We start from the raw sequence: 25,900 nt of genomic DNA, 5'->3' as shown, positions 1-25,900 counted from the left end.
CGGTGACGCGGTGGGGGATTATGCGTTATGCGGTTTTCTCAAGCGCGCCCTGACCCTGAAGCGGAAGACCCGCTTCGCGCCAGTCATTCTTGCCGTCGTGATAATCACGGACATTGGTGTAGCCAAGTTTGGCGAGTGCCATCTGGGCAATACCGGAATTTTTGCACGGGCCATTGGCGCAATAGACGACAATCGGCGCATCCAGATCCGGCAGGATCTGTTTGACCCCTTCGTTAATTGCGTCGTGGGGGATGTTGATCGCACCGGGCAGGTGGGCATCAACGTAATAACGCGCCGGAAGGGCCTCGATCAGGGTCGGGGCATTGGCGGTGCCAAGGGCTGCTTTAAGCTCGTCACGGGTAATGGTTCTGCTCATTTTCCAATCTCCATCTGGAATATCGTTGGCTGATGGGATCAGTATTGATGTGCATTGATGCGAAGTAAATTTGCAATAATCCAAGTGATATGTGCAATGATGCGAATCAAAATGTGGTCTCGTTCGGAGGATTGCACATGCTGGAATGGGATGATTTGAAACTGGTGCTGGCAATCGGGCGCGCGCGCAGCATCACCCAGGCTGCCAAGCAAACCGGTCTGCATCATTCAACGCTTTTCAGGCGTATGGCTGATATTGAAGATCGCGTTGGCGCCAAGTTGTTTGAGCGACAGCAGGGCGATTATCAGCCAACCACGTCGGGCATGGCGGCAATGGAAACGGCCGAAAAGCTTGAGGCTGAAATGGCCGTGCTAGCCCGAACCCTTGCCGGGCAAGATATCAGACCATCAGGGACACTGCGCCTGACCACGACCGATACATTGCTTCATGCGGTGCTAAGTGACGATTTGGCGGCCTTTGCCAAGGCCTATCCCGAAATCACTGTGCAGGTCGTGACCGATAACCGGTTTTATGATCTTAACCGCCACGATGCCGATATCGCCATTCGACCCAGCAACACGCCAAACGAAAATCTGGTCGGGCGGCAAATTGCCCCGATCCGGTCGGTGATCTGTGGGGCAAAGGGGATGGGGCATCCCGAGCATGGCGATGGCGCGTGGATTACCTGTGATGAAAGCTTGGCGCATATCAAGGCAGCCCAGTGGCGCGATCGGCATTTTGCCGATCAGCATGTGGCGATGCGCAGCAATTCGCTTTTAAATGTTGCGCGGCTTGTTGATGCCGGGGCGGGCTATGCGGTCTTGCCGCTGTTCCTGACAGGGGCATTTGCCAATATTGCAGTTTTGGGCGATGCGATTGACGGGCTTGATAATGATCTTTGGATGCTGATGCACCGTGATCTGAAGTCCGTTCCGCGCGTGCGGGCGTTTAATGATTTCATGTTCCCGCGGCTTAAAGCCAAATCGGCCCTGTTTTCCGGGACGTGATTGCGCAAAGAAAAAGCCGGGTTTCCCCGGCTTTTGTGTCTTTCGGTGTGGATGCGGCGATTGATCAGGATTTGACCATTTCCCAGCTGCCGGTCTTGGCCGAACGTGTCAGCGCATCCAAAATCTGCATATTGGCAATCGCGTCTTCGATCGGATAATCGACCGGGCTTTCGCCTTTGAAGATTGCGGTCGCGGCTTCGCCTTGCAGGGTATAGTGATTGCAGATCGGGAATTTGATCTCGCGCGCTTCGTCAAAGCCCGGCTGTTTCTGACCAGCCACCCGAATGATCGCCGGGTTTTCCGGGATCGGGTTAAACGGCATCAGGATTTCAACCCGGCCTTCGGTGCCCAGAACGTGAACGCGCTGCACAGCAGCCGACTGGGTGCCACAGACAAAGCTTGCCTGCAGGCCCGAGCCAAAATCAAGCATGCCCGATACCAGACGATCCGTGCCAAATTTCGGGTCCTTATCCATCAGGGATACAACACGTACCGGTTCCTTGCCGGTGACAAAGCGCGGGCCGACAACGCAATAGCAACCGATATCAAGCAACCCGCCGCCGCCAATGTCCTTCTTGTTGCGCACATTGTTGGGATCGGCGTTGAAATAGGTAAAGATGCTTTGAACGGCGGTAAGCTGGCCGATCTGACCGCTTTCGACAATCTTGCGCGCTTCAAGCCATTGCGGATGATGGCGGACCATAAAGGCCTCCAACACCTGCTTGCCGCTTTTATCGCGTGCAGCGATCAGGCGTGTGGCATCTTCGGTGTCCAAGCCAATCGGCTTTTCGCACAGAACGTGTTTTCCGGCCTCAAGCGCCTTGATGGTCCATTCCACATGCAGGTGGTTGGGCAGGGGATTGTAAATCGCCTCGATGGACGGGTCGGCCAGAAGCTCCTCATAGGAGCCATAGGCGCGCGGAATGCGCAAATTTTCGGCGACCTCACGGGTCTTGCCAAGATCGCGTCCGGCAATCGCCAGAATTTCCAGCTGATCGCTTTCCTGCATGGCCGGGATCACTTTTTCCGTGCCAATCTTGGCGGTGCTAAGAACGCCCCACTTCATTCCGATACTCCGTCTGTTATCTATTTCGTTGCTCGCAGCTTAAAAGTTGCAAGCGCCCCGCTGTTATATGAATGCATGGTTTAACCCACGCATTTGCGGGCATGTTATTGATCCGCATTAATTAAGGCATGTGCCCGGACATGCAAGATGTTCGGACGGGTAGGTAGGGCAAATTATCATACAAATTGCGTCATTGGTTTGGGGATAAAAGGCCAAAGCCCGCAAAATTCGGCGCTTTGAAAGGTTTGTCGAATTTCCGGGGAAAAAAGTGAAAATATGCGCTTGACGTTGGGGGCCTCGGGCCATATAAACCGCGCCACACGATGGCGGGTGTAGCTCAGGTGGTTAGAGCACCAGTTTGTGGCACTGGGGGCCGTGGGTTCAAGTCCCATCACTCGCCCCATTGTGAAAAGGTCAGGCAGAAATGCCTGGCCTTTTCGCGTTTCAGGCCTGATTTCCGGCACGACGCGATTTTCTCCGTTCGTGGGTTGATGTCACATTCCTGACGAATTGATTGCCAATAAGGATTTTACTTCCGGGGCGATGGGCCGGAAGTCGCGCGGTGCGGTCCATAATCATTTGGACTGCGTATAGCGCGCATATGCATTTGATCCCGACCGCCAAGGACTGATGGAATGCCGAGCGACAGACCAAGCGACAGACCAAGTGACAAATTGCAATCGATGCTGACCCGCCGTGCCTTTTCGGCAAGCCTTCTGGGGGCTGCGGCAATTCCCTTTGTCGGCCGGGCCTTTGCCCAAACACCGTCCGACATCCGGTCGCGGATTGCGGATATGCCCCAGCTTCATGCCATCATGGTTCAGCGCGGTGATGAGGTCATCGTCGCCGAAGCGCCACGCGGGCCGGGGCTGGATCGGGTGGCGAATATCAAATCCTGCTCAAAAAGCATCATCGGGCTTCTGACGGGAAGCGCGATCGCAAACGGGGCAATCCCCTCGGTCAAGGCCACCATCGGCGAAGTCGCACCCTCTATCATTCCATCAAATGCCACCCCCGGTGTGGAAGATTTAACCATCGAAGATCTGGTGACGCTCCGGGCCGGGCTTGAGGGCACCTCGGGGCGAAACTACGGCGCGTGGGTCAATTCCGACAACTGGGTTTCCTTTGCGCTGCGCCGCCCGATGGTCGCAACACCCGGCAGGCGTATGATCTATTCCACCGGCACGACGCATATCCTTGGTGTGGTGCTGACGGTTGCGACGGGAAAAAGCCTGCTTGCGCAAGCGCGCGCGACCCTTGGTCAACCGCTTGGCATTGAAATTCCTGCATGGACACGCGATCCGCAGGGCTATTATTTCGGCGGGAACGAAATGGCGCTAACACCGCGCGCAATGTTGCGCATCGGGGCGCTCATGCGTGATCAGGGCCGGTTTGATACCGATCAGATCATTCCGACCGACTGGATAGACCAATCAACGGAGGCCCGTACCCGATCGCCTTATTCAGGTCTTGATTATGGCTATGGCTGGTTCCTGAGTACCAGTGGCTTCATTATCGCCCGCGGCTATGGCGGCCAGATCATTGCTGCACATCCAGAAAAGGATCTGGTTGTGGCCATCACCTCTGATCCGACCTCGCCCGCACGATCAGGTGGATATTTCGGCCAATTGATGGACCTGCTTGAGGGGCCGGTGCTTTCGCTGGCCTGATCGAAGCGATAAAGAGCAGCTGGAAAGAGTGGCGGGCAGGATAGGGCGGGGCGTGGGGGCAAGTCCCATCACTCGCCCATTGAGAGAAGGTCAGGCAGAAATGCTTAGCCATTTCGCGTGGCTACGACACCTTACCTCGATATGGAGAATCTCTCTCGAGCTCAAACAGCTAGTCAGGCTGATTGGCGACGGAGTGAGCTTTTACTTTCTCTGGAAGGGAGAAAATGTAAGTAAGCACCAATTCTGTGAAATGTTGCATTTCCTTCGCCTCAGCTTCCGTGAATGTCTCGTCATGCGCTGCGTCGTTTCCTGCAAATCTTATATGATGGGCCCATTCAGCTAAGTCGTTCGTTAGCGCGTTGTCCTTTGCAAGTTTCTCTATGTTTTTGTAAAGGCTATCTTTTAGTTCTGGATATTTTTCCTTAAGGCCTATTTCTAGAGCCTTTCGGAACATCATTCCTGCGGCATCAAAATTGCGGTGCACATTTTCTAATCCTTGTCGCAGAAATTTCTCGACGTTCGGCGGTAGATGTTCGGGAACATCCAATTCAGTTGAAGGAGTGTAAGAAACCTTACCGTCCTTTGCGACGCCGATAACTGCATGGTTGCAAACCGGGCACTTCAAAAATCCGTTACGTACTATGCGTGCATAGCGTTTTCCTGCTTGCTCAAATTCCTCTTGGTACTCGAAGGTTTGTATGCAGGTAAATCCAGCTTGAATTGTTCGGCAGTGCGGACAGTTCGCCAAAATTGTTGCACCTTGATTTAATGAAGCCTCCCTTTTTGGCGCTAGAAGATCATGTGGATATTAATCCTATGATTGTTTTTGGATGTTTGGGTAACGTTTTTTGAGTGCTTGGCATACACTGGGTTTGGCCTTTTCAGTTTCCAAAACTTCAAGCAATCTGCTAGGTAACGCTCTACATTTCCCGCACGGACTATTGGTTGCCAGGAGATCGCCACATGTCGACAAATCGCATTACCCTTCGCCGTCCTGATGACTGGCATTTGCATCTTCGTGATGGGGAGATGTTAAAAGGTGTGATTGGTGAGACATCCGAGCATTTTGCCCGCGCGATCATCATGCCGAACCTGGTGCCGCCGGTGGTCAAGACTGCAGATGCCGTGGCCTATCGTGACCGCATTACGGCTGTGATCCCGCAGGGGCATGAATTCACCCCGCTGATGACCCTTTATCTGACCGAGGGCAGCAATCCCGATGATATCGAGGAAGGCTACAAGGCTGGTGTGATCACCGCATTGAAGCTGTATCCGGCCGGGGCGACGACAAATTCCGACAGTGGTGTTCGCAATTTCGATAATGCGATGCCAGCGCTTGAGCGGATGGCAGAGCTTGGCATTCCGCTTTGTGTGCATGGCGAAGTGACCGATGCGGAAATCGATATCTTTGACCGTGAAGCGGTGTTTATCGACCGGGTTCTTGATCCGCTGCGCAAGCGTCTGCCGGAACTGCGCGTGATCATGGAGCACATCACGACCGAAGACGGCGTTGAATATGTGAAGGCCAATGACAAGAATTTGGGTGCGACCATTACCACGCACCATCTGATCATTAACCGGAATGCCATTCTGGTCGGTGGCATTCATCCGCATATGTATTGCCTGCCGGTGGCCAAGCGTGAAAAGCACCGTTTGGCGCTTCGTGCGGCAGCAACGTCAGGCGATGCACGCTTCTTCCTGGGGACCGATTTAGCACCGCATACCGATGAGCGCAAGGAAAGCCCGTGTGGTTGTGCCGGTATCTTTACCGCGAACAACACCGTGCAGCTTCTGGCACATGTGTTCGAGCAGGAAGGTGCGCTTGATAAGCTTGAAGGTTTTGCGTCGATCCACGGTCCGCAATATTACGGCCTGCCGCTGAACAGCGATATGATCACGCTGGAAAAACGCGATGTTCCGGCCAAGTTTGCTGAGAAGATCGAAACCGGCGAAGGTCCGGTCACGGTGTTTAATCCGGGCTTTGATGTGTTCTGGCATTACGCCTGATCTAAGCCGATAAAGACAAAACAAAAGCGGCTCCAACGGGGCCGCTTTTTTGTTGGGTGAGCGTCATTCCGGACGGCGCGTAGCGACGGGCCGGAATCTGGATGTTGGTCGTGCCAAAGGTGCGTGTAGGTTCTATGGGATTCCCGCCTGCGCGGGAATGACGGGGCGGGGGGAGATTTCTAGCCGCTTAGATCAACCGTGCTGGGTGCGGCATTCAGGCCCAGCGTCATGCGATAGCTTTCCGCCGCCGCGCTGGCCTGTGAGGCGATCATGGTCGAGATGTTCATCGATGCGCCCTTGGCGACATTGAAATCAGCAGCCGAGCTTCCCGGAACAGATGCCGCGCGCGAAATCGCGGCCTGATTGGCAATCGCGGCAATGCCGTCCAGTCCCTGTATCGGGCGGATGCTGACCTTGCCGCCGGTGGCATAAAGCCGACCGTCCGGGCCTGCGGTATAGCTATAGCTGATCATGCCGGCATTGGCGCCGGCAAGGGTCTGGTGGCTTTCTTCTTCTGTTCGGACAACAGCGTCACGTGCACGCAATTCCTGAACGATTTCGCGCTCGGACGCGGTCAGAAGGGCCGGATTGGCCGTGGGTTGGCGCGCACTTCTCGGTGTGTCTTCGCGTTCCTGCTGCTGACGTTCGGTCGGGCTTCTGGTGTCGGTGTCCTCAGCACTGGTTTCACCATCAATGTCGCGCGGATCAAGTTGCTGAATAACGGTGATGACCGCAGCCGCACTATTGACCGGCGCTGCTTGAGGTGGCGGCGGTGGCGGTTGCGCACCCGATGTTCCCGCATTGGCACCGGCATTTTCGCCGCGTGCGGCACTGTTTTGTGCAGGTGGGGCAGGCGGGGCAGCTTGTTGGGATGCGGGGATGTTGCTTGAAAGCGGGACGAGGGCCACGGCCGCAGGCAATGTTTGTGGCGCAGGCGCGCCCGATCCGCCCGACCCGTTGGTCGGCGGTTGGCTCCCGGAGCCGGGCAGGGCGCGTGTGGCAATGATCTGGCCAAGTTGCCCACCACTCCCGGGGATGACCTGTATTGCACCTGCCTGTATCATGGTGGCCTATTATAGCCCAACTCGCGGTTATAGTACATAAAGCCGTTATGCCCGATCACGCCGGTTTGATGGGACTGTGTGGTTCTGATCCGCGTATGACTATGGCAGTGTTGATCATTAAGTGGTTTGACGAAGATGCGCTTGGTTCTGGCAGTTCTGGTTTGCTTTGGATTTTTCGCCGTGATGGTGGCAGGCCCGGCAGTGGCTGCGCCCAAGGCCGATCTGTGGCCGGATTGGCAGGCCCATGATGCGCAAAGCACTGAGGTAATTGATCATTCTGCCTGGCAGAGTGTGCTGGATGACTATCTTGTCGTGACAGCGCCCGGCGCCAGCAGCTTTGATTACGGGCGCGCGACATCAGATGGCGGGGCTGCGCGCGTTGATGCCTATGTCACGATGCTGACCAATATCGCGATTGATGATTTCAACCGTGATCAGCAGATGGCTTATTGGATCAATCTTTATAACGCGCTGACGGTGAAGGTGGTGCTTGATCACTATCCGGTCGACAGTATCCGCGATATCGACATTTCACCTGGCCTGTTCTCATCTGGGCCATGGGGCAAGAAGCTGATCACGGTTGAGGGCAGAACGCTTAGCCTTGATGATATCGAACATCGCATTCTGCGCCCGATTTGGCGGGATGCGCGTATTCATTATGTGGTCAATTGCGCGTCGATCGGCTGCCCGGCCTTGGCTGAAGTGGCCTTTGATGCGGAAAATCTTGAGGCCCAACTGGATCAGGCCGCCAAAGACTTCATCAATCATCCACGTGCGGTACGCCGTAATCAGGACGGCGAATGGGTGCTTTCAAGTCTGTATGACTGGTATCGCGATGATTTCGGCAAGCGCGATGTGGATTTCATCGATCATCTCAAACGCTTTGCCGGGCAGGACCTATTGAACCTGCTGGGTGACAGACAAAGTCTTGATGTCGGCGATTATGAATATGACTGGGCGCTGAACGCGCCTGCGCGATAGGGCCTATGCGTTAGAGGAGAAAGTTCTGGCGCATCAGGCTGCGTTGTGGCGCACGCCATTGGATGTCGGATGCGGGGCTGCCCAATGTTGGCGGTTGTGATGAGTGCTGGTTGCGACCAGTTGTGGCGGATTATCCGCGCGATTTTGATTTACCTGATCAATCGTGTGACGAACGTCACTGGCAGAAATGCCATCATAGCGCATTAAGGTCTGCACGATCGGATCGGCAAGCATGTCTTCCACGGTCAATTCCTGATCGACGTAACTCATCATTTCATATCCCGGCTTTTCTTTTGTTGCGCGCAATGTATCGATATTGCAAATCATTCGCAACAATTAACTTCTGCTGATTGTGCGTTTTTCCACTTTTACAACGATTGCGCTTTGATCTGGCCCAAGGCCGTCGATCAAAGTGGATTTGTCACGCGGCTGTCATCGCGCTTTGCGCTGTAAAGTGGGGACTTTGAGTGTTGCGTTTGCTCCTGATCTTATGTGGTGTGCGCAAGTGGAAATGACCATCCCGGTTGGGTGATTTGGTTCTATTTCCTTGATTAATTGCAAGCTGGCCTCTAACGCTGTGAATGGCTTTACAACGTCGGGAAGCAGACCGTTGTGATATGGCCCAACAAGTATGGCGAAAATAGGCTGGGAACATGACACGTCCGGGAATTCGTGAATATGGCTTGCTCTTGCTGCTGGCCTTGATGTGGGGAAGCTCATTCACCTTCATCAAGATCAGTGTGCATGCCTATTCTCCATTGGTGGTCGCCTGCGGGCGTCTTGGCTTTGCGGCCCTGGTTTTGTGGATTTTTGCGTTGCTGCGAAAATCCGATATGCCCAAGGGGCGGCGTGCCTGGATCTCGACCTTTTTGGTCGCATTGATCGGCAATGCCATTCCGTTCTTTTTGATCAGCTATGGCGAAACCCGTGTTGATGCCGGGTTGGCCGCGATCCTGATGTCGACTGTGCCACTGACGACGGTGGTTCTGGCGCATTTCTTTACCGATGACGAAAAGCTGACCCTTGGCAAGGTGATCGGTGTTGTTCTGGGTACGATCGGCGTCATTGTTCTGGTTGGGCCTGAAACACTGTCGGGGCTGGGTGGGGAATTCCTGTTCCAGCTGGCCATTCTGGTCGCGGCGGTTGGCTATGCCATTTCATCGCTGGTGGCACGTAATCTGCGCGATCAGCCGCGCATTGGGTCAACTGCGGTGATCCTGACCTTTGCGGCCGCCATGTTGATGCCCTTTACCCTGATCCTTGATCAACCATGGACGATGGAGTGGGATGCATCGGGCGCACTTGCCATCATGTATCTGGGTATGTTCCCGACCGGGATTGCCATGTTCCTGATCCTGCAGCTGATTGCCGTGGCGGGGGCCAGTTTCCTTGTGTTCAATAATTATCTGGTGCCGGCCGTTGGTGTCGTGATCAGCTTTATCGTTCTGGGCGAGGTGCCCCAGCCAAATGCACTGATTGCCCTGGCCGTTATTCTGTGCGGGATTGCTGCATCGCAGATGCGATTTGGTCGCAAGGATACGGTATCTGTGCAAGGGTCTGAAAAATGTGATCCGATGGCGCCGGTGATGGAAGCGCCGGAAAGCGAAAAAACCAAGTCTTCGCAGTGAGAAAAGTCGATTTCTGCGATAATTTCCGAACTTTATCGTCCAATGCGGAAGGATGGGATTTGTCAATATTGTTTGTGTGCGACAAACCTGATACTTTCCGCCTTTCTGGTCCGGCATGTGCTTGAAAACTTGTGCATGTCACGCCGATTGAATTATTTCTGATCAAGCGTTTAAGAGGTCACGGCCTTTGTCCACCCAAGAGACCAATTCCGAGAGCCGCGATATTTTCCCGGTATCCATCGAACAAGAAATGCGCCGGAGCTACCTCGATTACGCGATGAGCGTGATCGTGAGCCGTGCGCTGCCTGATGTCCGAGACGGGCTGAAGCCGGTACACCGTCGTATTCTGTACGCTATGCACGAGAACGGGTTTGAATATAACAAGCCGTTCCGCAAATCGGCCCGTGTGGTCGGGGACGTGATGGGTAAATATCACCCGCACGGCGACAGCGCGATTTACGACGCGATGGTCCGTATGGCGCAGAATTTCTCCATGCGCCTGCCGCTGATTGATGGTCAGGGTAACTTCGGTTCCATGGATGGCGATAAAGCCGCCGCCATGCGTTACACCGAAGCCCGCATGGCGAAATCCGCGCACTTCCTGCTTGATGACATCGATAAAGACACCATCGATTTCCGCGACAACTATGACGAAACCACCAAGGAACCTTCGGTTCTTCCGGCACGTTTCCCCAACATGCTGGTCAATGGCGCGGGCGGTATTGCGGTTGGTATGGCGACCAATATTCCGCCGCATAACCTTGGCGAAGTCATTGATGGCTGCATGGCCTATGTCGATGATCCCAGTATTTCCGTCGAAGGTCTGATGGAATTTGTCCACGGTCCGGATTTCCCGACCGGTGCACTTATTCTCGGCCGTTCGGGCATCCATTCGGCGTTCAAGACCGGTCGTGGATCGGTCGTGATGCGCGCACGCACCCATGTTGAGGAAGTCCGTGCGAACCGAGAAGCCATCATCGTCACCGAAGTTCCCTATCAGGTGAACAAGGCGACCCTGATGGAAAAGATCGCCGAACTGGTCCGTGACAAGAAGCTTGAAGGCATTTCCGATCTGCGTGACGAGTTTGACCGTTCAGGCGTTCGCATGGTGATCGAGCTCAAGCGTGATGCGAACTCTGATGTTGTTCTTAATCAGCTGTTCCGCTTCACCGCCCTTCAGACCTCGTTTGGTGTGAACATGCTTGCGCTGAACCGTGGCAAGCCGGAACTGATGAACCTTAAGGACATCATTCAGGCCTTTGTCGAGTTCCGCGAAGAAGTCATTACCCGTCGTACGATCCATCTTCTGAAAAAAGCACGTGAGCGTGCCCACGTTGTGGTTGGTCTGGGTATTGCGGTTTCCAATATCGACGAAGTGATCAAGCTAATCCGTAATGCGGCCGATCCGGCTGTTGCGCGTGAACAGCTGATGGCACGCGATTGGGCAGCGGGCGATATCGTTCCGCTGATCGAATTGATTGCCGATCCGAACCAGATCGGTTCAAGCGATGGCATGTATCGTCTGTCCGAAGCACAGGCGCGTGCGATCCTTGAACTGCGTCTGCATCGCCTGACCGGTCTGGAACGCGACAAGATCGCGGCCGAATTGACCGAATTGGGCGAGAAGATCAAAGACTTCCTTGATATTCTTGGCTCGCGCGAGCGTAAGCTGACGATCCTCAAGGACGAACTGACTGAAATGCGCAACGAGTTCGCCAACGAACGTCGCAGCGAAATTCAGGAAGCCGAATTCGAACATGACATCGAAGACCTGATTGCCCGTGAAGACATGGTCGTGACCGTGTCGCACAGCGGCTATATCCAGCGTGTTCCGTTGTCGACCTATCGCGCACAGCGTCGCGGTGGCAAAGGCCGTTCGGGCATGGCAACCCGCGAGGAAGATTTCGTTTCCAAGCTGTTCGTTGCCAACACCCACACCCCGGTTCTGTTCTTCAGCTCCGAAGGTATGGTCTATAAAATGAAAGTCTGGCGTCTGCCGGTTGGTACGCCGCAGTCACGCGGCAAGGCGCTTGTGAACCTGCTGCCGCTGTCCGAGGGTGAATATATCACCACGGTCCTGCCGCTTCCTGATGAGGAAGAATGGCCGAACCTGCATGTGATGTTTGCCACCTCGACCGGTAACGTCCGTCGTAACAGCCTTGCCGATTTCGTGAATGTGAAATCAAACGGCAAGATCGCCATGAAGCTTGAAGAAGATCGTGGCGACAAGCTGATCGCGGTTCAGACCTGTACCGATGATGACGACATTCTTCTGACGACCCGTCAGGGCAAGTGCATTCGTTTCCGCGTGGGTGATGTTCGTGTCTTTACCGGCCGTAACTCGGTTGGTGTGCGTGGCATTCGTCTGGCGGATGAAGATGCCGTGATTGCCATGTCGGTTCTGTTTGGCAATCATGTCACCATGGAAGAACGCGACGAGTATCTGTCGATTGCCGGTAAGCTTCGCCGTGAGGAAATCACCGAAGACAGCCTGCCGCTCGAAGTTCTGAGTGCTGATCGTTATCAGGAAATTCTCGCCGGTGATCAGTTGATCCTGTCGGTGACTGAAAACGGTTATGGCAAGCGGACCTCGGCCTATGAATATCGCGTCACGGGCCGTGGCGGTCAGGGCTTTGCCAATATTGAGATGTCTGAACGTAACGGTAATGTCGCTGCATCCTTCGTGATCGAAGAAGGCGACGAGCTGATGATGGTCACCAATGGTGGCAAAGTCATCCGCATGCCGACCCACGACATTCGTATTGCCGGTCGTAAGACCCAGGGTGTGACGCTGTTCCGTACGGCTGACGACGAACAGGTCGTTGCGGTCGAACGTCTGTCAAACCTTGGCGGTGACGACGAAGGTGAAGAGGGCGACATCGAAGGTGCGGAAGGCACTGTTGATGGCGCAACCGACACTGCAGAAATCAGTGCTGATGATGCCGGCGATGCTTCGCCGGACTCTGAAGGCGCAGACAGCGACGCATAAATGGAAATTCGATGACTGAAACGTCTTCTACCGTATCGCGCATCGGGATTTACCCGGGGACCTTTGATCCGGTAACCCAGGGCCATATGGACATTATTCGTCGTGCGACCCGTATTGTGGACAAGCTGATTGTCGGTGTTGCTGTCAATGCCGGCAAAGGGCCCATGTTCGGGGTCGAGGAGCGCTGTTCGCTGGTTGAAGGTGCGCTGAAGGCTGCGGGCGGCGAAGTTGCTGCCCGTACCTCGGTAAAGCCATTTTCTTCGCTTCTGATGCATTTCGCTCAGGAAAACGGATCAAGTACCATTATCCGTGGTCTTCGGGCGGTGTCGGACTTTGAATACGAATTCCAGATGGCGGGCATGAACGCCCGTCTGGCTCCGCAAGTCGAAACCGTGTTCTTGATGGCGTCCGACAAACAGCAGTTTGTCTCTTCGCGCTTTGTGAAGGAAATCGCCCGTCTGGGCGGTAACGTTACTGAATTTGTGCCTGCTAACGTGCTTAGTCGCTTGCACGAAAAGCTGGCAGAAGAAAAGGAATAACGCAGGCCATGCGTCTTTTTCGTCTATTCTCAATAATCGCTCTCGTACTAGGAATTATCACCATGTCCAATGGAAACGACGCTGTCGCTCAGGATTTGGAAAACACGCTTTATCTTGATCTGAAAGATGGCCGCGTTGTGATCCAGCTTCGCCCGGACCTTGCGCCCAACCATGTTGCGCGCATCAAGGAACTGACCCGTGAGGGCTTTTATGATGGGCTTAAGTTCCATCGTGTGATCGAAGGCTTCATGGCACAGACCGGCGATCCGAAAGGCAATGGCACCGGTGGTTCTGGCAAGAAGCTTGATGCAGAATTCTCCAACGAACGTCACGTTCGCGGATCGGTTTCCATGGCACGTTCGGCAAACCCGAACAGTGCGGATTCCCAGTTCTTCATCGTCTTTGCCGATGCGCCGCATCTTGATGGTCAATACACCATCTGGGGTGAAGTGACTGAGGGCATGGACTATGTTGACATGATCAAAAAGGGTGCGCCGTGGGCCAATGGCAGCGTCGCAGACCCGGACGTAATCGTCAAAATGCAGGTTGCTGCAGACGCGCAGTAATCGCGTATTTCGATCCGTTGCAACCGAAAGCCGTCCCTTCGTGGGGCGGCTTTCGCGTTTTAGGGTGTGAAAGTGCAAAAAGTCGAGAAATATGGAAAACAGGTGTTGACCAGCACCGCCTGTGCCATTAAAACGCGCTTCACCAGCGTTGAGGGCCCGTAGCTCAGTTGGTAGAGCAACTGACTTTTAATCAGTTGGCCACAGGTTCGAATCCTGTCGGGCTCACCAATAAGCCCCTGAAACCTAACCGGTTTCGGGGGCTTTTTCTTTGTCCGTATTTCCCCGCAAATATCGAATTTGATGTCCGGTCGAAGGTAGTCGTGATTTGCCCTGTGCCGTTCTGTTTTATGACAATTTTTTAAAGGCACAAAACCGGAGTTTTCCGGGCTTTTGATGCGAATTCATGGCAGATGTGCGTTTTCTGGTAAAAAGGGGGGTTGACCGATGCGGCCAGTCCCATTAAAACGCCGCTCACCAACGTTGAGGGCCCGTAGCTCAGTTGGTAGAGCAACTGACTTTTAATCAGTTGGCCACAGGTTCGAATCCTGTCGGGCTCACCAATTCAAAACCCCTGGAACTCAGAAGTTCCGGGGGTTTTGCTTATCCGGCTTCTGGCGCCAACCAATTGGCCAGTCCCGCCAATCTTTCCTGACATTCCATCGCATCACGATGCCCGCGCAAGGCGGGGCAGATATGCACGAAAAAGCTGTGTCTGATGTTGGTTGCGATTGCATCGCAATTCTATTTACTGTAAAGAATGCAAATCAGTTTCAAATGCACCGGAGCAGGACGTCCGGTGATGATCGTCTATTTGATCGGAAAAGTTACATGCCTGATCCCGTAAATCCGTCGGCCGCATCCCTTGATGCGCAAAGCCCGCTTACTTCCGATGGCGCAGTTGCACCTGATGCGTCTGCGACCGGAACGCTCAATGCAGATGGCACTGTCATGGTTGATCCGGCAACGGGGCTTCCTGTTGATACGATGGCCACCACGCAAAGCACGTCCTTTGTCGATAGCCTGACCGCATTGCCGGTGATTGAACAGGTTGACCGGGCAGGGATTGTTGGCTGGGTCCTTGGCGCGATGGCGCTGATCGGGCTTGTGCTGTTCTTCTATAAGCTGGTTGGATTCCTGCGCCGTGGCGTATTTGCCGACGGTTTTGTCAAGGATGTCGAACGCCACCTGTCATCGGGTGACGAAGTTCGCGCAGCCGAACTTTTGGCGCGCCGTCGTCATCCGGCAGCTCGTATCGGTCTTTCGGGTATGACCTTGTCTGTTGCATCCTCGCACGAACGCGAAGCAGCATCCGATCTGATTGCTGCGCGTGCACGCAAGGAGATCGATGGCCTTAATGGTGGTCTGCGCATCATGTCGGCCATTGCGGTGCTAAGCCCGCTTTTGGGGCTTCTGGGCACGGTCATGGGCATGATCGAAGCTTTCCAGCGTATGGAAGGGGCCGGTAGCCGCATTGATCCGTCTGTTTTGTCTGGTGGTATCTGGCTGGCCCTTCTGACCACGGCAATCGGACTTGTGGTCGCGATCCCGGCAACCGCATTCCATATGTGGATGCAGGGTGTTATTGGCCGTGCAGCAGCCGTTATGGAAGATGTTTGCACCATGGTTGTCAATCGGGGCGAGTTGGCCCACAAGGCCACTCTGCGGGCTTCTAACGTGGCAGAGCTGCGTCACGCTGCCGAATAATCCGATATTGCCAAAATCCGGCCTGGAATAACCCTATGCAATTGCGCGAACGTAATCGCGGTTCATCACCGATGATCGGTCTGACCCCGCTGATTGATGTTGTCTTCATTTTGCTGATTTTCTTCATGCTCGCCTCAAGCTTCCTCGATTGGAAGGGCTTTGAGATGTCGGTCAGCATCACCGATGGCAAAACCACCAGCCAAAGCGACGTGCGTCCGGTAACGGTCAATGTCGATGCCAATGGCGGGCTTTCAATCAATAGCGAAGCGGTGTCACTTTCCAATCTGGCACCAACCCTTGTGCGTGATTACGCCGGATCTCCGGTGCGCCTGCGCCCGGTTAATGGCGCTAACCTGCAGCATCTGATTGATGTGATGGATGCGCTGGGACGTGGCGGGGTAACGGATGTGGAGTTTGTCGAATGAAACGCCGCATCCAGATTGCCGAGGACGGTCCTGTTCAGGAACCGATGCTGCCGCTGATCAATATTGTGTTTCTGCTTTTGATCTTTTTCATGATCGCCGGAAGCCTGCAGAAACTCGGACCCTTTGAAGTTGATCCACCTGCCAGCCACACCGCCGATGCCCAGCCCGAAGACACCATTGTCCTGTGGTTTGGCAAAGGTGGCGAGATCGGCATTGATGATCTGAAAGGCGGGCTTGATCGTCTGTCTTCGATGTTGCCGGTCGATTATATCGGCCGTCCTGTTGAAATCCGTGCGGATCGCGCGACCGAGGGGGCGAAGGTCGTTGCCCTTTTAAAACGCCTGCAGGAGCTTGGCGTCGATAAGGTCCAGTTGATGACAGCAATGGAAGCGGGACAGGAATAGCATGTCAAAACGTCTCGACCTTTTGATTGCAACGGGACTGACCGGCATTGTTCTGACCGGTGGTATTGTGCTTGCTATGCCGGAACCACAGCCGTCTGGCTGGGGCGGGGCAGGATCAGTGCAAAGCATCAGCATATCGCTTGGTGCAGGCCAATCCGTGACGGGTGAGACCGAGGTCGATCAACAAAGTGCGGACTCAGTTGATAGTGTCGCAGCACCTGAGCCCGAAGAAGAAGTTGTCGAACCGGTCGAACAACCCGAACCCATTCCCGAACCGGAACCCGAACCCGAAGAAGTGGCTGAGGCTGAACCGGAACCCGAACTGATCCCGGAGCCGGAACCGATTGTCGAACCGGAGCCAGAGCCCGAACCAATTCCCGAACCGGTCATTGAAGAAGTGGTTCAGCCCGAACCGGAGCCAGAACCAGAACCAGAACCCGAGCCGGAACCCGTTGTCGTCCAGCAGCTTGCCGAAGTTCTGCCGGTGCGCATGAAGCCCAAGCCGCCCGTCAAGCAGGTTGAAGCACCCAAAAAGGTCGAAGTCGCCGAACCGGTTCAAAAACAGGCGGAACCCAAACCGCAACCCGCAGGCCTGACCAATTCCAGCAAGTCCGACGGCACCGTGGGCGAGGTCGCCCAAAGTCAGGCGGCGGCTGCGTCATCGGGCAGTGGTGGCGGTGCGGCCAGCAAGGCGGCGATGGTGGATTACCAGTCATCGGTTCTTCAGATGCTCAACCGCTACCGCGAATATCCCGATCGCGCCAAGCGGCGCGGGATTGAAGGCCAGAACAGTGTCCTTCTGGTGATTGCGCGGGATGGATCGATTTCGGTGTTCAAAATGGTCTCGGCCAGCGGGTCGAAACTTCTGGACCGTGAAACCGAACGCATGATCGAACGGGTGCGGCAATTCCCGCCATTCCCTGATGATATGCTTGAAGACAGCATCACGCTGACCATTCCGGTGGTCTATAACCTGCGCTGATACGAAAAACGCCAGCCCCAACAGGCTGGCGTTTTTGTTTTGGGTGGCAAAGATTTTGGCAGGCTTTTATGCCGTGCTGTCTTCCCAGCGATATTCAATCGGCACTTCGCGCCAGGCAAATTTATCAAGATGAATGATGATCACACCTTTCATCTTTTCCAGGCCGATATCGCTTTCTGACTGACCTTGGAAAATCAGTCCATCCTCGGTCGCGGTAATGGTGCAGGGACCCATGGGAAAGGCAACGTCGGCCGATGTTTCGCGCAGATCAACATCGACCTTGTGGGCAAAATGTTTGCAAAGCTGCACCAGATATTTGCCGGCCTTGTCGGTTGTGACCAATCCTTTGGTGATGAACATGGATCAAGCTCCTTGCGGTATGGAATGTGGGTCTGACGCGGATTGCCCAAGCCCGTCGACAATGATGAAGGGGGATCCCTGTGAGCAGGTCTCGATCCGGCCTTCGACCTGATAGGCGCGCATGAGCATTTCCGGCGTCATCGCGGTTTCCGGGCTGCCATGCGACAGCACACCGCCTTCGCCAAACAAGATCAAGTGATCGCAATGGCGCATGGCCAGATTGATGTCATGCAGCGCAATCAGCGCCAGACCCTGTTTGTCCTTCACAAGGTTTTTGACAACATCAAGAACGCCAAGCTGCCAACGCAGATCAAGCGCACTGGTCGGCTCATCAAGCAACATGATGTCTGGTTCACGCACAATGATCTGCGCAAGGCCGACCATCTGGCGTTGCCCACCTGACATGCGGCTAAGCGGTTGCAAAGCGATATGGCTGATATTGAGGCGTTCAAATACCCGTTCGGTCAGTTGTTCGACATCTGATCGCATAAGATCCGGGCGCACTGCACGGCATGCGGATATGATCGCCTCATAGGCCACAAGGTTTGTGGGTTGCGGCAAGGTTTGCGGCAAATAGGCGACCTTGCGTGCGCGTTCATTGTGGCTGAGCTTGCGGTTTTCTGCCCCGTCATAGGTGATGGAACCATCATATTTCGCAAGTCCCGCCAGAGTGCGCAGAAAACTTGATTTGCCAACCCCGTTTGGGCCAAGCACGCCAACGACACTGCCGGGCGCGAAGCTTTTAAGTGTGATCTCAGACAGGATGGTTTTCTTGCCATGGGCGATGACAAGATCGCGGATATGAAGTCTGGTCATGAGGTCCCCTTATCCGCGCCGCTTTTGCGACAGCAGCAATGCCAGAAACAGCGGAATGCCGATCAGCGCTGTGACAATGCCATCCGGGATCATGATGCCCGGTAGGATGGATTTGCTCGTAAGCGATGCGGCCGACAGGATAAAGGCCCCGGCCAGAACCGATCCCGGGATGTAGTAGCGATGGTCTTCACCAAAGGCGAGGCGCGCGATATGCGGGCCGACAAGACCAACAAAACCGATCACACCGGTAAAGGATACGGCAACGGCGGTGAGCACCCCGACGCGCAGCAAAACCAGCATGCGAAGTCGCTCAACCGAGACACCATAGCTTTTGGCGTAATCTTCACCGCCGCGAAGGGCTGTCATTTTCCAGACATGTCGGATGCTAAAGGGCACACAAAGCGCAAAGACGGCACCGACAATGGAGATCTTTTCCCATGTAGCGCGCGCAAGACTTCCCATGGTCCAAAATACAATTTGCTGCAAGCTGTCGCTATCGGCGACGAACTGGATCAGGGCAACCAAGGCATCAAGGGCAAAGACAAGGGCAATACCAAACAGAACGACCGTATCAATGGTCGCACCATAAAACCCTGCCAGCATCTGGATCAGAAAGATCGCACACAGCGCACCGGCAAAGGCAAAGATCGGCACGATATAGTTTTCCGGCAACCCGAACTGATCAAGCTGAAAGACAATCGCGATCGATGCCCCAAGTGTTGCTGCATGCATGATGCCAAGCGTCGATGGGCTTGCCAGTGGGTTGTTTAGGACGGTCTGAAGCTCCGCACCTGCAAGGCCAAGCGTCGCGCCGACAATGACGGCCAAAACCGCAAAGGGCAGGCGGACATCAAACACGATGACCTGCATCGCACCGGACAGGGTTTCGCGATCAAGGATGCCGTTCACAACATCCCAGAAGGACAACATGGCCGGGCCTGTGATCACGTTGGTGACGAAGGATACGATTAGGGCGGTCAAAAAAACGCACAGCCAGAAAATCCGTTTGAACACAAATCGGCGATATTGCTGTGCAAGGGACGGCGCAGCATGTGCTGCGCCGCTCATCTCATCTTTCATCATGGGGTCCGATGGTTAGTGGCGTTTATTGTGAAGACGCCTGATCAAGGCCAATCCAGTAAACGCCGTTCAAATCGACCGCCTGAAAACGATCATAGAACTCGGCAAGGGTCGCATCGGGATCAACATCGCCAAAGGTTTCCGGGTGGAACCATTTCGCCATCGCTTGCAGGGCCGCGACATTGATCGGGTTGTTATAAACGTGATGCCAGACCGAATAGACCTTTTGGGTTTTCACCGCGTCCAGTTCGGAAAGTCCGACGCGTTCCATGCTATGTGCCAGCGATGTGGCAGCCTGTTGCGCATTGGTGGATGCCCCCAGAACAATCCGTTTGGAGTTGGTTTCAGGATCCAACCCGGCAGAGCCAACTGCGGTCGTGACATAGAATTCCGGGTTTTTAAGCAAGATCTGCTCAAGCGATACCTGGGCAATCACGCCGGGGATTTCATCGCCAAAAACGTTCTGGCCACCGGCCAGTTCAACGAACTTGCCAATCATGTCATTGCCCATAGCTTCGCAGCAATGTTGCTGCAGGCCAACGCGGCTTTCAAGAAAGACACTTGGTTTGTTGGTGATGTCCTTGGTGCGGTCCGTCACCTTGGCGAGGTTTTCTTCATAGAACTTCAAAAACGCTTCTGCCTGATCTTCCTTGCCCATCAGTTTGCCCAGAACGCGGATGCTTTTTGGAGTGTTTTCAAACGGCTTGGCGCGAAAATCGATCATGACGACCGGGATGTCCGCCGCACCAAGGGCAGACAGGATTTCGTGGCTTTTTGATCCCGGGCCGTGCCCCCCTGAAATGCCAAAGATCGCCACATCTGGCAGAACCGTGATCGCCTTTTCGGTGGAAAAGGTCTGCTCGCCACTGCGCCCGATCAGTGGAATGTCATCGATCTCGGGGAATTTGGTTTCGTACTGGGCATAAGATCCCGGATCAAGACGTTTGAATTCACCCATCATGCCTGCAATCCAGCGCACCGGGTTTTCCGGATCAAGAATACCGATTGATGGCAAAAACCGTCCTTCGCCAAGGATCATATGTTTAACCGGCACCTCAAGGGTAACCTCACGGCCCGACACATCGGTAAGCGTGATGGTTTCACCGGCATTGGCAGCGGTGGCAGCACTCTGGGCTGCGGCAGTGATGATGAAGGATGCGGCGACGAGACGGCGTAAGTGTTTGAATGTCATATCGGGTTTCGCATTTCAGATGTTTGCATGAAGGGGCGATCAAATGCCGTGCGGTGTGATGTTGGTTCATCGGGTTTTTGCCCGGCACAGGCGGGCAGGGTGATCCAACAGTCCGTGCCAAATGGCAGCACCGCGTTTGGTTGTCATAGCAAACTGATTATTTAAATGCGAATGATTTTGAATATTACTATCGTTTCAGTCAAAAAATGGCGCAGAACGGGGTGCTCTGCGCCCAGTGGGGTGTCCTTTGGATAGGAGGGAGTTAACTTGTCGCTGTCAGGCGTTTAACAAAGGCGTCGACATCTGAACGCAGCCGTTCAGAGTTGCTTTGAAGTTGCTTGGAAACACCAGAAACTTCGTTTGCGACCGTACTGGTTCGGGTTGCTGTCCCATTCACGGTCTCAAGGCTGGTATTCACATCCCGATTGGCTGACGATACCGCGTTGATATTGCCGCTGATTTCAGTTGTTGCTGCTGCTTGCTGCTCAACAGCGGCCGAGATGGCGGTGACCGAGTCCACAATATTGCTGATCTGGCCTGATACCGTGTGAATGGCACTTACCGCGGCTGCCGTGCTTTGCTGAACAGCATTGATCTGTTCGGTAATGTCACCGGTTGCCTTGGCGGTTTGGTTGGCAAGGTTTTTGACCTCGCTTGCGACCACGGCAAAACCTTTGCCAGCTTCACCGGCACGGGCCGCCTCGATCGTTGCGTTCAGGGCAAGAAGGTTGGTCTGACTTGCGATTTTATCAATCAAGTCAACCACGGTTCCGATCTGATCGGCCGCAGCATTCAGGGCCTCGATCGTCTCGGACGTTTTTTGCACGGACTCTTCGACTTCGTTGGAAATGGTCGATGCACGCGACACCTGACTTGAAATTTCACGGATGGAACTATCAAGTTCTTCGGCGGCACCGGCAACCGTGGTCGCGTTGTCTGCTGAAATTTCCGCAGCACCCTGGGCCTTTTGAACTTCGCCCTGGGTTTCATACATGCTTGAAATCAGGGTGTCTGAGGCGTGCGACATTTCAGCTGCAGACGATGATACGGCCGACACCACAGAACCAATGGTTTCCTCAAACTCCTTCGACATTTCCTGAAGCTTGTTGAAATAGGTGTTCTGGGTTTCTTCGTAATAGACGGTGATGGCCATTTCGACATCGACCAGTAGGGCATTGATCGACGCAACCACCATCAGCGATACCTGAGAATCGCGATGGAATTGCTTGTAGAGCAATGCCGAAATTTCACCGAGCATGAAGTTATAGGCCGACACATAGGATTCCGGTGTCAGGCCAATGCGTTCGTGCGCCTTACCAATGCGGCGCACATCTTCGTAGAAGCTGTCATCAAAGCTTCCTTCGAAAAGCTTGGCCCAGTGTTTGCGCTGCGCATTCTTAAGGCGTTCGATATTGGATGGATCGCCAACAATTTTGGCCAGTTCAGGTCTCCCCATCACCTTGCGATAAAACTCGTCAAGGATCGGTGGAAGGTTCTTTTCAATGACCGGCCAGGCACGTTTGAGTTGTGTAACCTTGGAATTGCCGAACCCGATAAATTCAAGCCGACGGCGTAACTCTGGATGCATATTCTCTGTCCCCTCGAGCAAAGCAGTTCATCATTATGCGGTCGTATGTTGGCGCTTAACTTTAGGTTGGTATCGAATATGCCAGGTTAATTATATGTAAGTATACAAACCTATCCCAAAAGGAGGGGCTCTTTAGAGTAGTTCCAAGGATTTCTACGGGATAGACGCTAATTTTTCTCAAAGGCATGTCCTCAAACGTCATGGAAAACCAAAACCATGAGTTGAATGGAGGGCGCGATGCCTATCAATGCGGAACAACTAAGAACCTTGGTCGTCCAGCCAGTACTCGCTGCACTGGATCTGTCTGCACCAGACGTTGCAGAAAACCTGATCATGGGAACGGCGGCCCATGAAAGTCATCTGGGTGATTATATCAAACAGGTTGGTGGTGGCCCGGCGATGGGCATCTTTCAGATGGAACCGGCAACGCTTAATGATTGCTATGTGAACTATCTTGATTATCCGGGCCGGGCGGAGCTCAAGGCAAAGGTTGATGGCTTCCTTGCCGCCCAACCGGCTCTATCCGACGGCACGCCTGACAAGGCAGGGCAGCTTGCCAGCAATCTGGCCTATGCAACCGCGATGTGTCGTATTCGCTATTACCGCGCACCTGCGGCCATGCCAGCAGATGCCAATGACGTCAATGCGTTGGCCGCCTATTGGAAGCAATATTACAACACGCCGCTTGGGGCTGGCACGGTCGAGCAATTCGTTGCCGATTATAATCGCTATCTGGGTTAGGGCGCCATTTCGCGCAGCAAAACCAGCATGCCGTAGCGTCGGGGGAATTTATTTTCCCCGATCACGCAAAAATAGTGGAAACCGGCGCATCTTTTGGCCAAAATCCCCCTCCGCAGGGTGGTGGTTGCGCAAAAAACCATCAAAACACAAGAATTAAGGGGATCCCAATGAAACGTCGTCAGTTCCTTAAAGGAGCCGGTCTTGGTGCGGGTGCGGTTGCCGCATCTGTTGCTGCACCGGCAATCGTTTCCGCACAGGAAAGCCTGAATTGGCGCATGGTAATGCCGTGGCCGAAGGGCACGCCTGGCCTTGGCACCAATGCAGAAAAATTTGCGGCCATGGTCAAGGAAATGTCCAATGGTCGTCTGAACATCACCGTTTATGGTGGTGGTGAAATCGTTCCGCCGTTCGAATGCATGGATGCAGTCGAGCAGGGCGTGGTCGAAATGGCACACGGCACCCCGTATTACTGGCAGGGTAAAAACCCGGCTCTTAACTTCTTCTCGACCATTCCGTTCGGCCTGACCGCGTGGGAGCTGTCAAGCTGGCTGCGTTTTGGCGAAGGCCAGAAGCTTTGGGAAGAAGCTTACGCTGAATTCAACGTTGTCCCGTTCTATGCGGGGAACTCCGGCATGCAGGCTGGTGGCTGGTTCAACAAGGAAATCAATTCGCTTGATGACCTTAAGGGCCTGAAAATGCGTTATGCCGGTCTTGGCGGTGAAGCAATGCGCCGTGCCGGTGCCAACGTCACCATGATGCCCCCGGGCGAAATCATGCCATCGATGCAGTCGGGCGCAATTGACGCGGCCGAGTGGGTTGGTCCTTGGAACGATCTGGCATTTGGTCTGTATCAGGTTGCCAAATTCTACTACACCCCGGCCTTCCACGAGCCTGGACCGGGTCTTGAGATCTTTGTCGGCAAAGACAAGTTCGATGCCCTGACCCCGGATCTGCAGGCGATCATTCGCTTTGCCGCACAGGCGATTGCTGAAAACACGCTTGCTGACTTTACCTTCAACAACCTTCAGTCCTATCAGCCGCTGATCGACAAGGGCGTTGAAGTCCGTCAGTTCCCAGATGAAGTTATCATGACCCTGGCAGAACATTCCAAAGCGGCTGTTAACGAGATTGCTGCCCAGAACGATCTGTCTGGACGTATTGCTGCAAGCTATCTTGACCTTGTTCAGAAAGCCGCGCGCTATGGCAAGGAATTCGAAGCAACCGGTCTTTTGCAGCGTGCGAAAGTCTGGGGCTTCTAAGGCGACATATCGAACCAACCGGTTCACATGCATCAAGGGGCTGCCTTCGGGCGGCCCCTTTTTGTTTGGGGTGAACCAAATTCTTTGAACCTTTGGGTGAAGAATTGTCGACGAAATGTCGATGTCATGCAGTTTACGGGACGCAGCATCGCGCAAACATGAATTGTTGCCCGCGCCAAAAGCCGTAACTTTGTCGTCAAACAAAGTCATGAAATTACCTTTGCGGGTATTTCGCGCAAAATTTTACCAATATCGAATTGGAGCCCCACAATGAAACGTCGCGCGTTTCTGAGCGGTGCCGGCGTTGCTGCTGGTGCTTTTGCGGCAACTGCTGCTGCCCCGTCCATCGTTAAAGCCGATGAAACCATAAGTTGGCGCATGGTGATGCCTTGGCCAAAAGGCACGCCGGGCCTTGGTGCCAATGGCGAACTGTTTGCCGAACGTGTGAACAAGATGTCGGGCGGCCGTCTGAAAATCACCGTTTATGGTGCGGGCGAACTTGTCCCGGCACTTGAATGCATGGATGCGGTCGAACAGGGCGTTGCCGATCTGGCCCATTCCACGCCCTATTACTGGTTTGGCAAGGATCCGGCCGTATCGTTCTTCACCACCATTCCGTTTGGTTTGATGGCGTGGGAACTGTCCGGTTGGCTGCGGTTTGGCGGTGGTCAGGCGCTTTGGGATGAGCTTTATGCCCAGTTCAACGTCAAGCCGTTCCTGGCTGGCAATACGGGCCTTCAGGCCGGTGGTTGGTTCAACAAGGAAATCAACACGGTCGAAGACCTCAAGGGCCTGAAAGTCCGTTATGCCGGTATCGGTGGCGAAGCCATGCGTCGTCTGGGTGCGACCCCGTCGCTTCTGCCAGCTGCTGAAATCCTGCCAAGCTTGCAGTCAGGAGCAATTGACGCAGCCGAATGGGTTGGTCCGTGGAATGATTACGCGTTCGGTTTGGCATCGGTTGCCAAATATTACTACACCCCGGCCTTTGCCGAACCGGGTTCGGGCATCGAAGTCTTTATCAACAAGGACAAATTCGCCGAACTGCCAGAAGACTTGCAGGAAATCGTTGCGGTCGCCGCACAGGCCAATGTCGAACAGACCCTGGCAGACTTTACGTTCAACAACGTTCAGTCCTATCAGGCGATCCTCGCCAAGGGGACCGAGATCCGTCATTTCAATGATGATCTGATCAATGCCTTTGCCGGTGCCGCCAAAGAAGCCGTCGAGGAAATTGCAGGCAAGAATGATCTTAATGGCCGCATCTATGCGTCCTTGATGGATTTTGCGAAAAAGGCAGCGCCTTATGGCAAGGAGTTTGAGGCAACAGCCCTTAACCAGCGCGCCAATGTCTTTGCCAATGTTGCGTCCTAAGCACGCCTGATCCTGGTTCATCCCAGATTAAAAGGCCGACACGGTTTCGTGTCGGCCTTTTTGCATGCGGTATGCTTGGGGGCGC

The 25,900-nt window shown here is 54.3% G+C and carries 25 protein-coding genes and 3 tRNA genes; 18 read left to right on the top strand and 10 right to left on the bottom strand.

Going from position 1 to position 25,900, the window contains the following annotated elements:
* Positions 1 to 25: 25 nt before the first annotated feature.
* Positions 26 to 376, bottom strand: coding sequence for a rhodanese-like domain-containing protein (locus ACMZ66_RS05270; protein WP_416935119.1), 351 nt, complete (start codon positions 374 to 376; stop codon positions 26 to 28).
* Positions 377 to 513: 137 nt separating this feature from the next.
* Here ACMZ66_RS05270 and ACMZ66_RS05265 point away from each other — a divergent pair, with 137 nt between their 5' ends.
* Positions 514 to 1,383, top strand: a complete 870-nt coding sequence (locus tag ACMZ66_RS05265) for a LysR family transcriptional regulator (RefSeq protein WP_416935117.1) — start codon at positions 514 to 516, stop codon at positions 1,381 to 1,383.
* 64 nt (positions 1,384 to 1,447) lie between these two features.
* Here the strand turns inward: ACMZ66_RS05265 and ACMZ66_RS05260 are convergent, their stop codons facing one another.
* On the bottom strand, positions 1,448 to 2,449 hold the full coding sequence (locus ACMZ66_RS05260; protein ID WP_416935115.1) for a Gfo/Idh/MocA family protein: 1,002 nt from the start codon (positions 2,447 to 2,449) through the stop codon (positions 1,448 to 1,450).
* A 326-nt stretch (positions 2,450 to 2,775) separates the two neighbouring features.
* Between ACMZ66_RS05260 and ACMZ66_RS05255 the strand changes: the two genes are divergently transcribed.
* Together ACMZ66_RS05255 and ACMZ66_RS05250 are read left to right on the top strand one after the other, a co-directional pair.
* Positions 2,776 to 2,852: transfer RNA gene (locus tag ACMZ66_RS05255), tRNA-His, on the top strand.
* A 232-nt stretch (positions 2,853 to 3,084) separates the two neighbouring features.
* Positions 3,085 to 4,119, top strand: a complete 1,035-nt coding sequence (locus tag ACMZ66_RS05250; protein ID WP_416935113.1) for a serine hydrolase domain-containing protein — start codon at positions 3,085 to 3,087, stop codon at positions 4,117 to 4,119.
* 169 nt (positions 4,120 to 4,288) lie between these two features.
* Here the strand turns inward: ACMZ66_RS05250 and ACMZ66_RS05245 are convergent, their stop codons facing one another.
* Positions 4,289 to 4,867: a DUF4145 domain-containing protein gene (locus ACMZ66_RS05245; protein ID WP_416935111.1), complete on the bottom strand. Its 579-nt coding sequence runs from the start codon at positions 4,865 to 4,867 to the stop codon at positions 4,289 to 4,291.
* A gap of 215 nt (positions 4,868 to 5,082) precedes the next feature.
* Between ACMZ66_RS05245 and pyrC the strand changes: the two genes are divergently transcribed.
* Positions 5,083 to 6,126, top strand: a complete 1,044-nt coding sequence (gene pyrC, locus ACMZ66_RS05240) for a dihydroorotase (RefSeq protein WP_416935109.1) — start codon at positions 5,083 to 5,085, stop codon at positions 6,124 to 6,126.
* 179 nt (positions 6,127 to 6,305) lie between these two features.
* Here pyrC and ACMZ66_RS05235 read toward each other — a convergent pair whose 3' ends face one another.
* Positions 6,306 to 7,190, bottom strand: coding sequence for a putative metalloprotease CJM1_0395 family protein (locus ACMZ66_RS05235; RefSeq protein ID WP_416935107.1), 885 nt, complete (start codon positions 7,188 to 7,190; stop codon positions 6,306 to 6,308).
* Positions 7,191 to 7,325: 135 nt separating this feature from the next.
* On the opposite strand from ACMZ66_RS05235, the gene ACMZ66_RS05230 reads away from it, so the two are divergent.
* Positions 7,326 to 8,171, top strand: coding sequence for a DUF547 domain-containing protein (locus ACMZ66_RS05230; RefSeq protein WP_416935105.1), 846 nt, complete (start codon positions 7,326 to 7,328; stop codon positions 8,169 to 8,171).
* A 33-nt stretch (positions 8,172 to 8,204) separates the two neighbouring features.
* Here ACMZ66_RS05230 and ACMZ66_RS05225 read toward each other — a convergent pair whose 3' ends face one another.
* On the bottom strand, positions 8,205 to 8,444 hold the full coding sequence (locus ACMZ66_RS05225) for a hypothetical protein (RefSeq protein WP_416935103.1): 240 nt from the start codon (positions 8,442 to 8,444) through the stop codon (positions 8,205 to 8,207).
* A 380-nt stretch (positions 8,445 to 8,824) separates the two neighbouring features.
* On the opposite strand from ACMZ66_RS05225, the gene ACMZ66_RS05220 reads away from it, so the two are divergent.
* The 10 genes from ACMZ66_RS05220 to ACMZ66_RS05175 all read left to right on the top strand — a co-directional run bounded on the left by ACMZ66_RS05220 (position 8,825) and on the right by ACMZ66_RS05175 (position 17,408).
* Entirely contained in the window at positions 8,825 to 9,799 is a 975-nt protein-coding gene (locus tag ACMZ66_RS05220; protein ID WP_416935101.1) for a DMT family transporter, read from the top strand.
* A gap of 187 nt (positions 9,800 to 9,986) precedes the next feature.
* The gene (gene gyrA, locus ACMZ66_RS05215; protein ID WP_416935099.1) at positions 9,987 to 12,788 is read left to right on the top strand and encodes a DNA gyrase subunit A; all 2,802 of its coding nucleotides are present in this window, start codon (positions 9,987 to 9,989) and stop codon (positions 12,786 to 12,788) included.
* Between the two features lie 11 nt (positions 12,789 to 12,799).
* Positions 12,800 to 13,327, top strand: coding sequence for a pantetheine-phosphate adenylyltransferase (coaD, locus tag ACMZ66_RS05210; protein WP_416935097.1), 528 nt, complete (start codon positions 12,800 to 12,802; stop codon positions 13,325 to 13,327).
* Positions 13,328 to 13,389: 62 nt separating this feature from the next.
* A complete protein-coding gene (locus tag ACMZ66_RS05205; protein WP_416935094.1) occupies positions 13,390 to 13,893 on the top strand; it encodes a peptidylprolyl isomerase in 504 nt (167 codons plus the stop codon).
* Between the two features lie 152 nt (positions 13,894 to 14,045).
* Positions 14,046 to 14,121 (top strand) — tRNA-Lys (locus ACMZ66_RS05200).
* A gap of 256 nt (positions 14,122 to 14,377) precedes the next feature.
* Positions 14,378 to 14,453, top strand: a tRNA-Lys gene (locus ACMZ66_RS05195).
* 268 nt (positions 14,454 to 14,721) lie between these two features.
* A complete protein-coding gene (locus ACMZ66_RS05190) occupies positions 14,722 to 15,597 on the top strand; it encodes a MotA/TolQ/ExbB proton channel family protein (RefSeq protein WP_416935092.1) in 876 nt (291 codons plus the stop codon).
* A 35-nt stretch (positions 15,598 to 15,632) separates the two neighbouring features.
* Positions 15,633 to 16,022, top strand: coding sequence for an ExbD/TolR family protein (locus ACMZ66_RS05185; RefSeq protein ID WP_416935090.1), 390 nt, complete (start codon positions 15,633 to 15,635; stop codon positions 16,020 to 16,022).
* On the top strand, positions 16,019 to 16,426 hold the full coding sequence (locus tag ACMZ66_RS05180) for an ExbD/TolR family protein (RefSeq protein ID WP_416935088.1): 408 nt from the start codon (positions 16,019 to 16,021) through the stop codon (positions 16,424 to 16,426). Before ACMZ66_RS05185 ends, ACMZ66_RS05180 begins: the two co-directional genes overlap by 4 nt.
* Before the next feature lies 1 nt (position 16,427).
* A complete protein-coding gene (locus ACMZ66_RS05175) occupies positions 16,428 to 17,408 on the top strand; it encodes an energy transducer TonB (RefSeq protein ID WP_416935086.1) in 981 nt (326 codons plus the stop codon).
* A 66-nt stretch (positions 17,409 to 17,474) separates the two neighbouring features.
* Here the strand turns inward: ACMZ66_RS05175 and ACMZ66_RS05170 are convergent, their stop codons facing one another.
* The 5 genes from ACMZ66_RS05170 to ACMZ66_RS05150 all read right to left on the bottom strand — a co-directional run bounded on the left by ACMZ66_RS05170 (position 17,475) and on the right by ACMZ66_RS05150 (position 22,444).
* Complete coding sequence (locus tag ACMZ66_RS05170) at positions 17,475 to 17,768, bottom strand: DUF2218 domain-containing protein (protein ID WP_416935084.1); 294 nt, start codon at positions 17,766 to 17,768, stop codon at positions 17,475 to 17,477.
* Positions 17,769 to 17,771: 3 nt separating this feature from the next.
* Positions 17,772 to 18,584 (bottom strand): ABC transporter ATP-binding protein, encoded by an 813-nt coding sequence (locus ACMZ66_RS05165; RefSeq protein WP_416935082.1) that lies wholly within the window; start codon positions 18,582 to 18,584, stop codon positions 17,772 to 17,774.
* Between the two features lie 9 nt (positions 18,585 to 18,593).
* Positions 18,594 to 19,667, bottom strand: a complete 1,074-nt coding sequence (locus tag ACMZ66_RS05160; protein ID WP_416935080.1) for a FecCD family ABC transporter permease — start codon at positions 19,665 to 19,667, stop codon at positions 18,594 to 18,596.
* 22 nt (positions 19,668 to 19,689) lie between these two features.
* Entirely contained in the window at positions 19,690 to 20,856 is a 1,167-nt protein-coding gene (locus ACMZ66_RS05155) for an ABC transporter substrate-binding protein (RefSeq protein WP_416935078.1), read from the bottom strand.
* A gap of 262 nt (positions 20,857 to 21,118) precedes the next feature.
* Positions 21,119 to 22,444, bottom strand: a complete 1,326-nt coding sequence (locus ACMZ66_RS05150; protein ID WP_416935076.1) for a protoglobin domain-containing protein — start codon at positions 22,442 to 22,444, stop codon at positions 21,119 to 21,121.
* 237 nt (positions 22,445 to 22,681) lie between these two features.
* Here ACMZ66_RS05150 and ACMZ66_RS05145 point away from each other — a divergent pair, with 237 nt between their 5' ends.
* The 3 genes from ACMZ66_RS05145 to ACMZ66_RS05135 all read left to right on the top strand — a co-directional run bounded on the left by ACMZ66_RS05145 (position 22,682) and on the right by ACMZ66_RS05135 (position 25,815).
* Positions 22,682 to 23,185, top strand: a complete 504-nt coding sequence (locus ACMZ66_RS05145; RefSeq protein WP_416935074.1) for a hypothetical protein — start codon at positions 22,682 to 22,684, stop codon at positions 23,183 to 23,185.
* A 167-nt stretch (positions 23,186 to 23,352) separates the two neighbouring features.
* A complete protein-coding gene (locus ACMZ66_RS05140; RefSeq protein ID WP_416935072.1) occupies positions 23,353 to 24,444 on the top strand; it encodes a TRAP transporter substrate-binding protein in 1,092 nt (363 codons plus the stop codon).
* Positions 24,445 to 24,714: 270 nt separating this feature from the next.
* Positions 24,715 to 25,815: a TRAP transporter substrate-binding protein gene (locus ACMZ66_RS05135; protein ID WP_416935070.1), complete on the top strand. Its 1,101-nt coding sequence runs from the start codon at positions 24,715 to 24,717 to the stop codon at positions 25,813 to 25,815.
* Positions 25,816 to 25,900: the final 85 nt, after the last annotated feature.

It is taken from the genome of Thalassospira sp. (assembly GCF_048059015.1).
Taxonomy (GTDB): domain Bacteria; phylum Pseudomonadota; class Alphaproteobacteria; order Rhodospirillales; family Thalassospiraceae; genus Thalassospira.
This window is presented reverse-complemented; position numbering and strand designations above follow the sequence as displayed.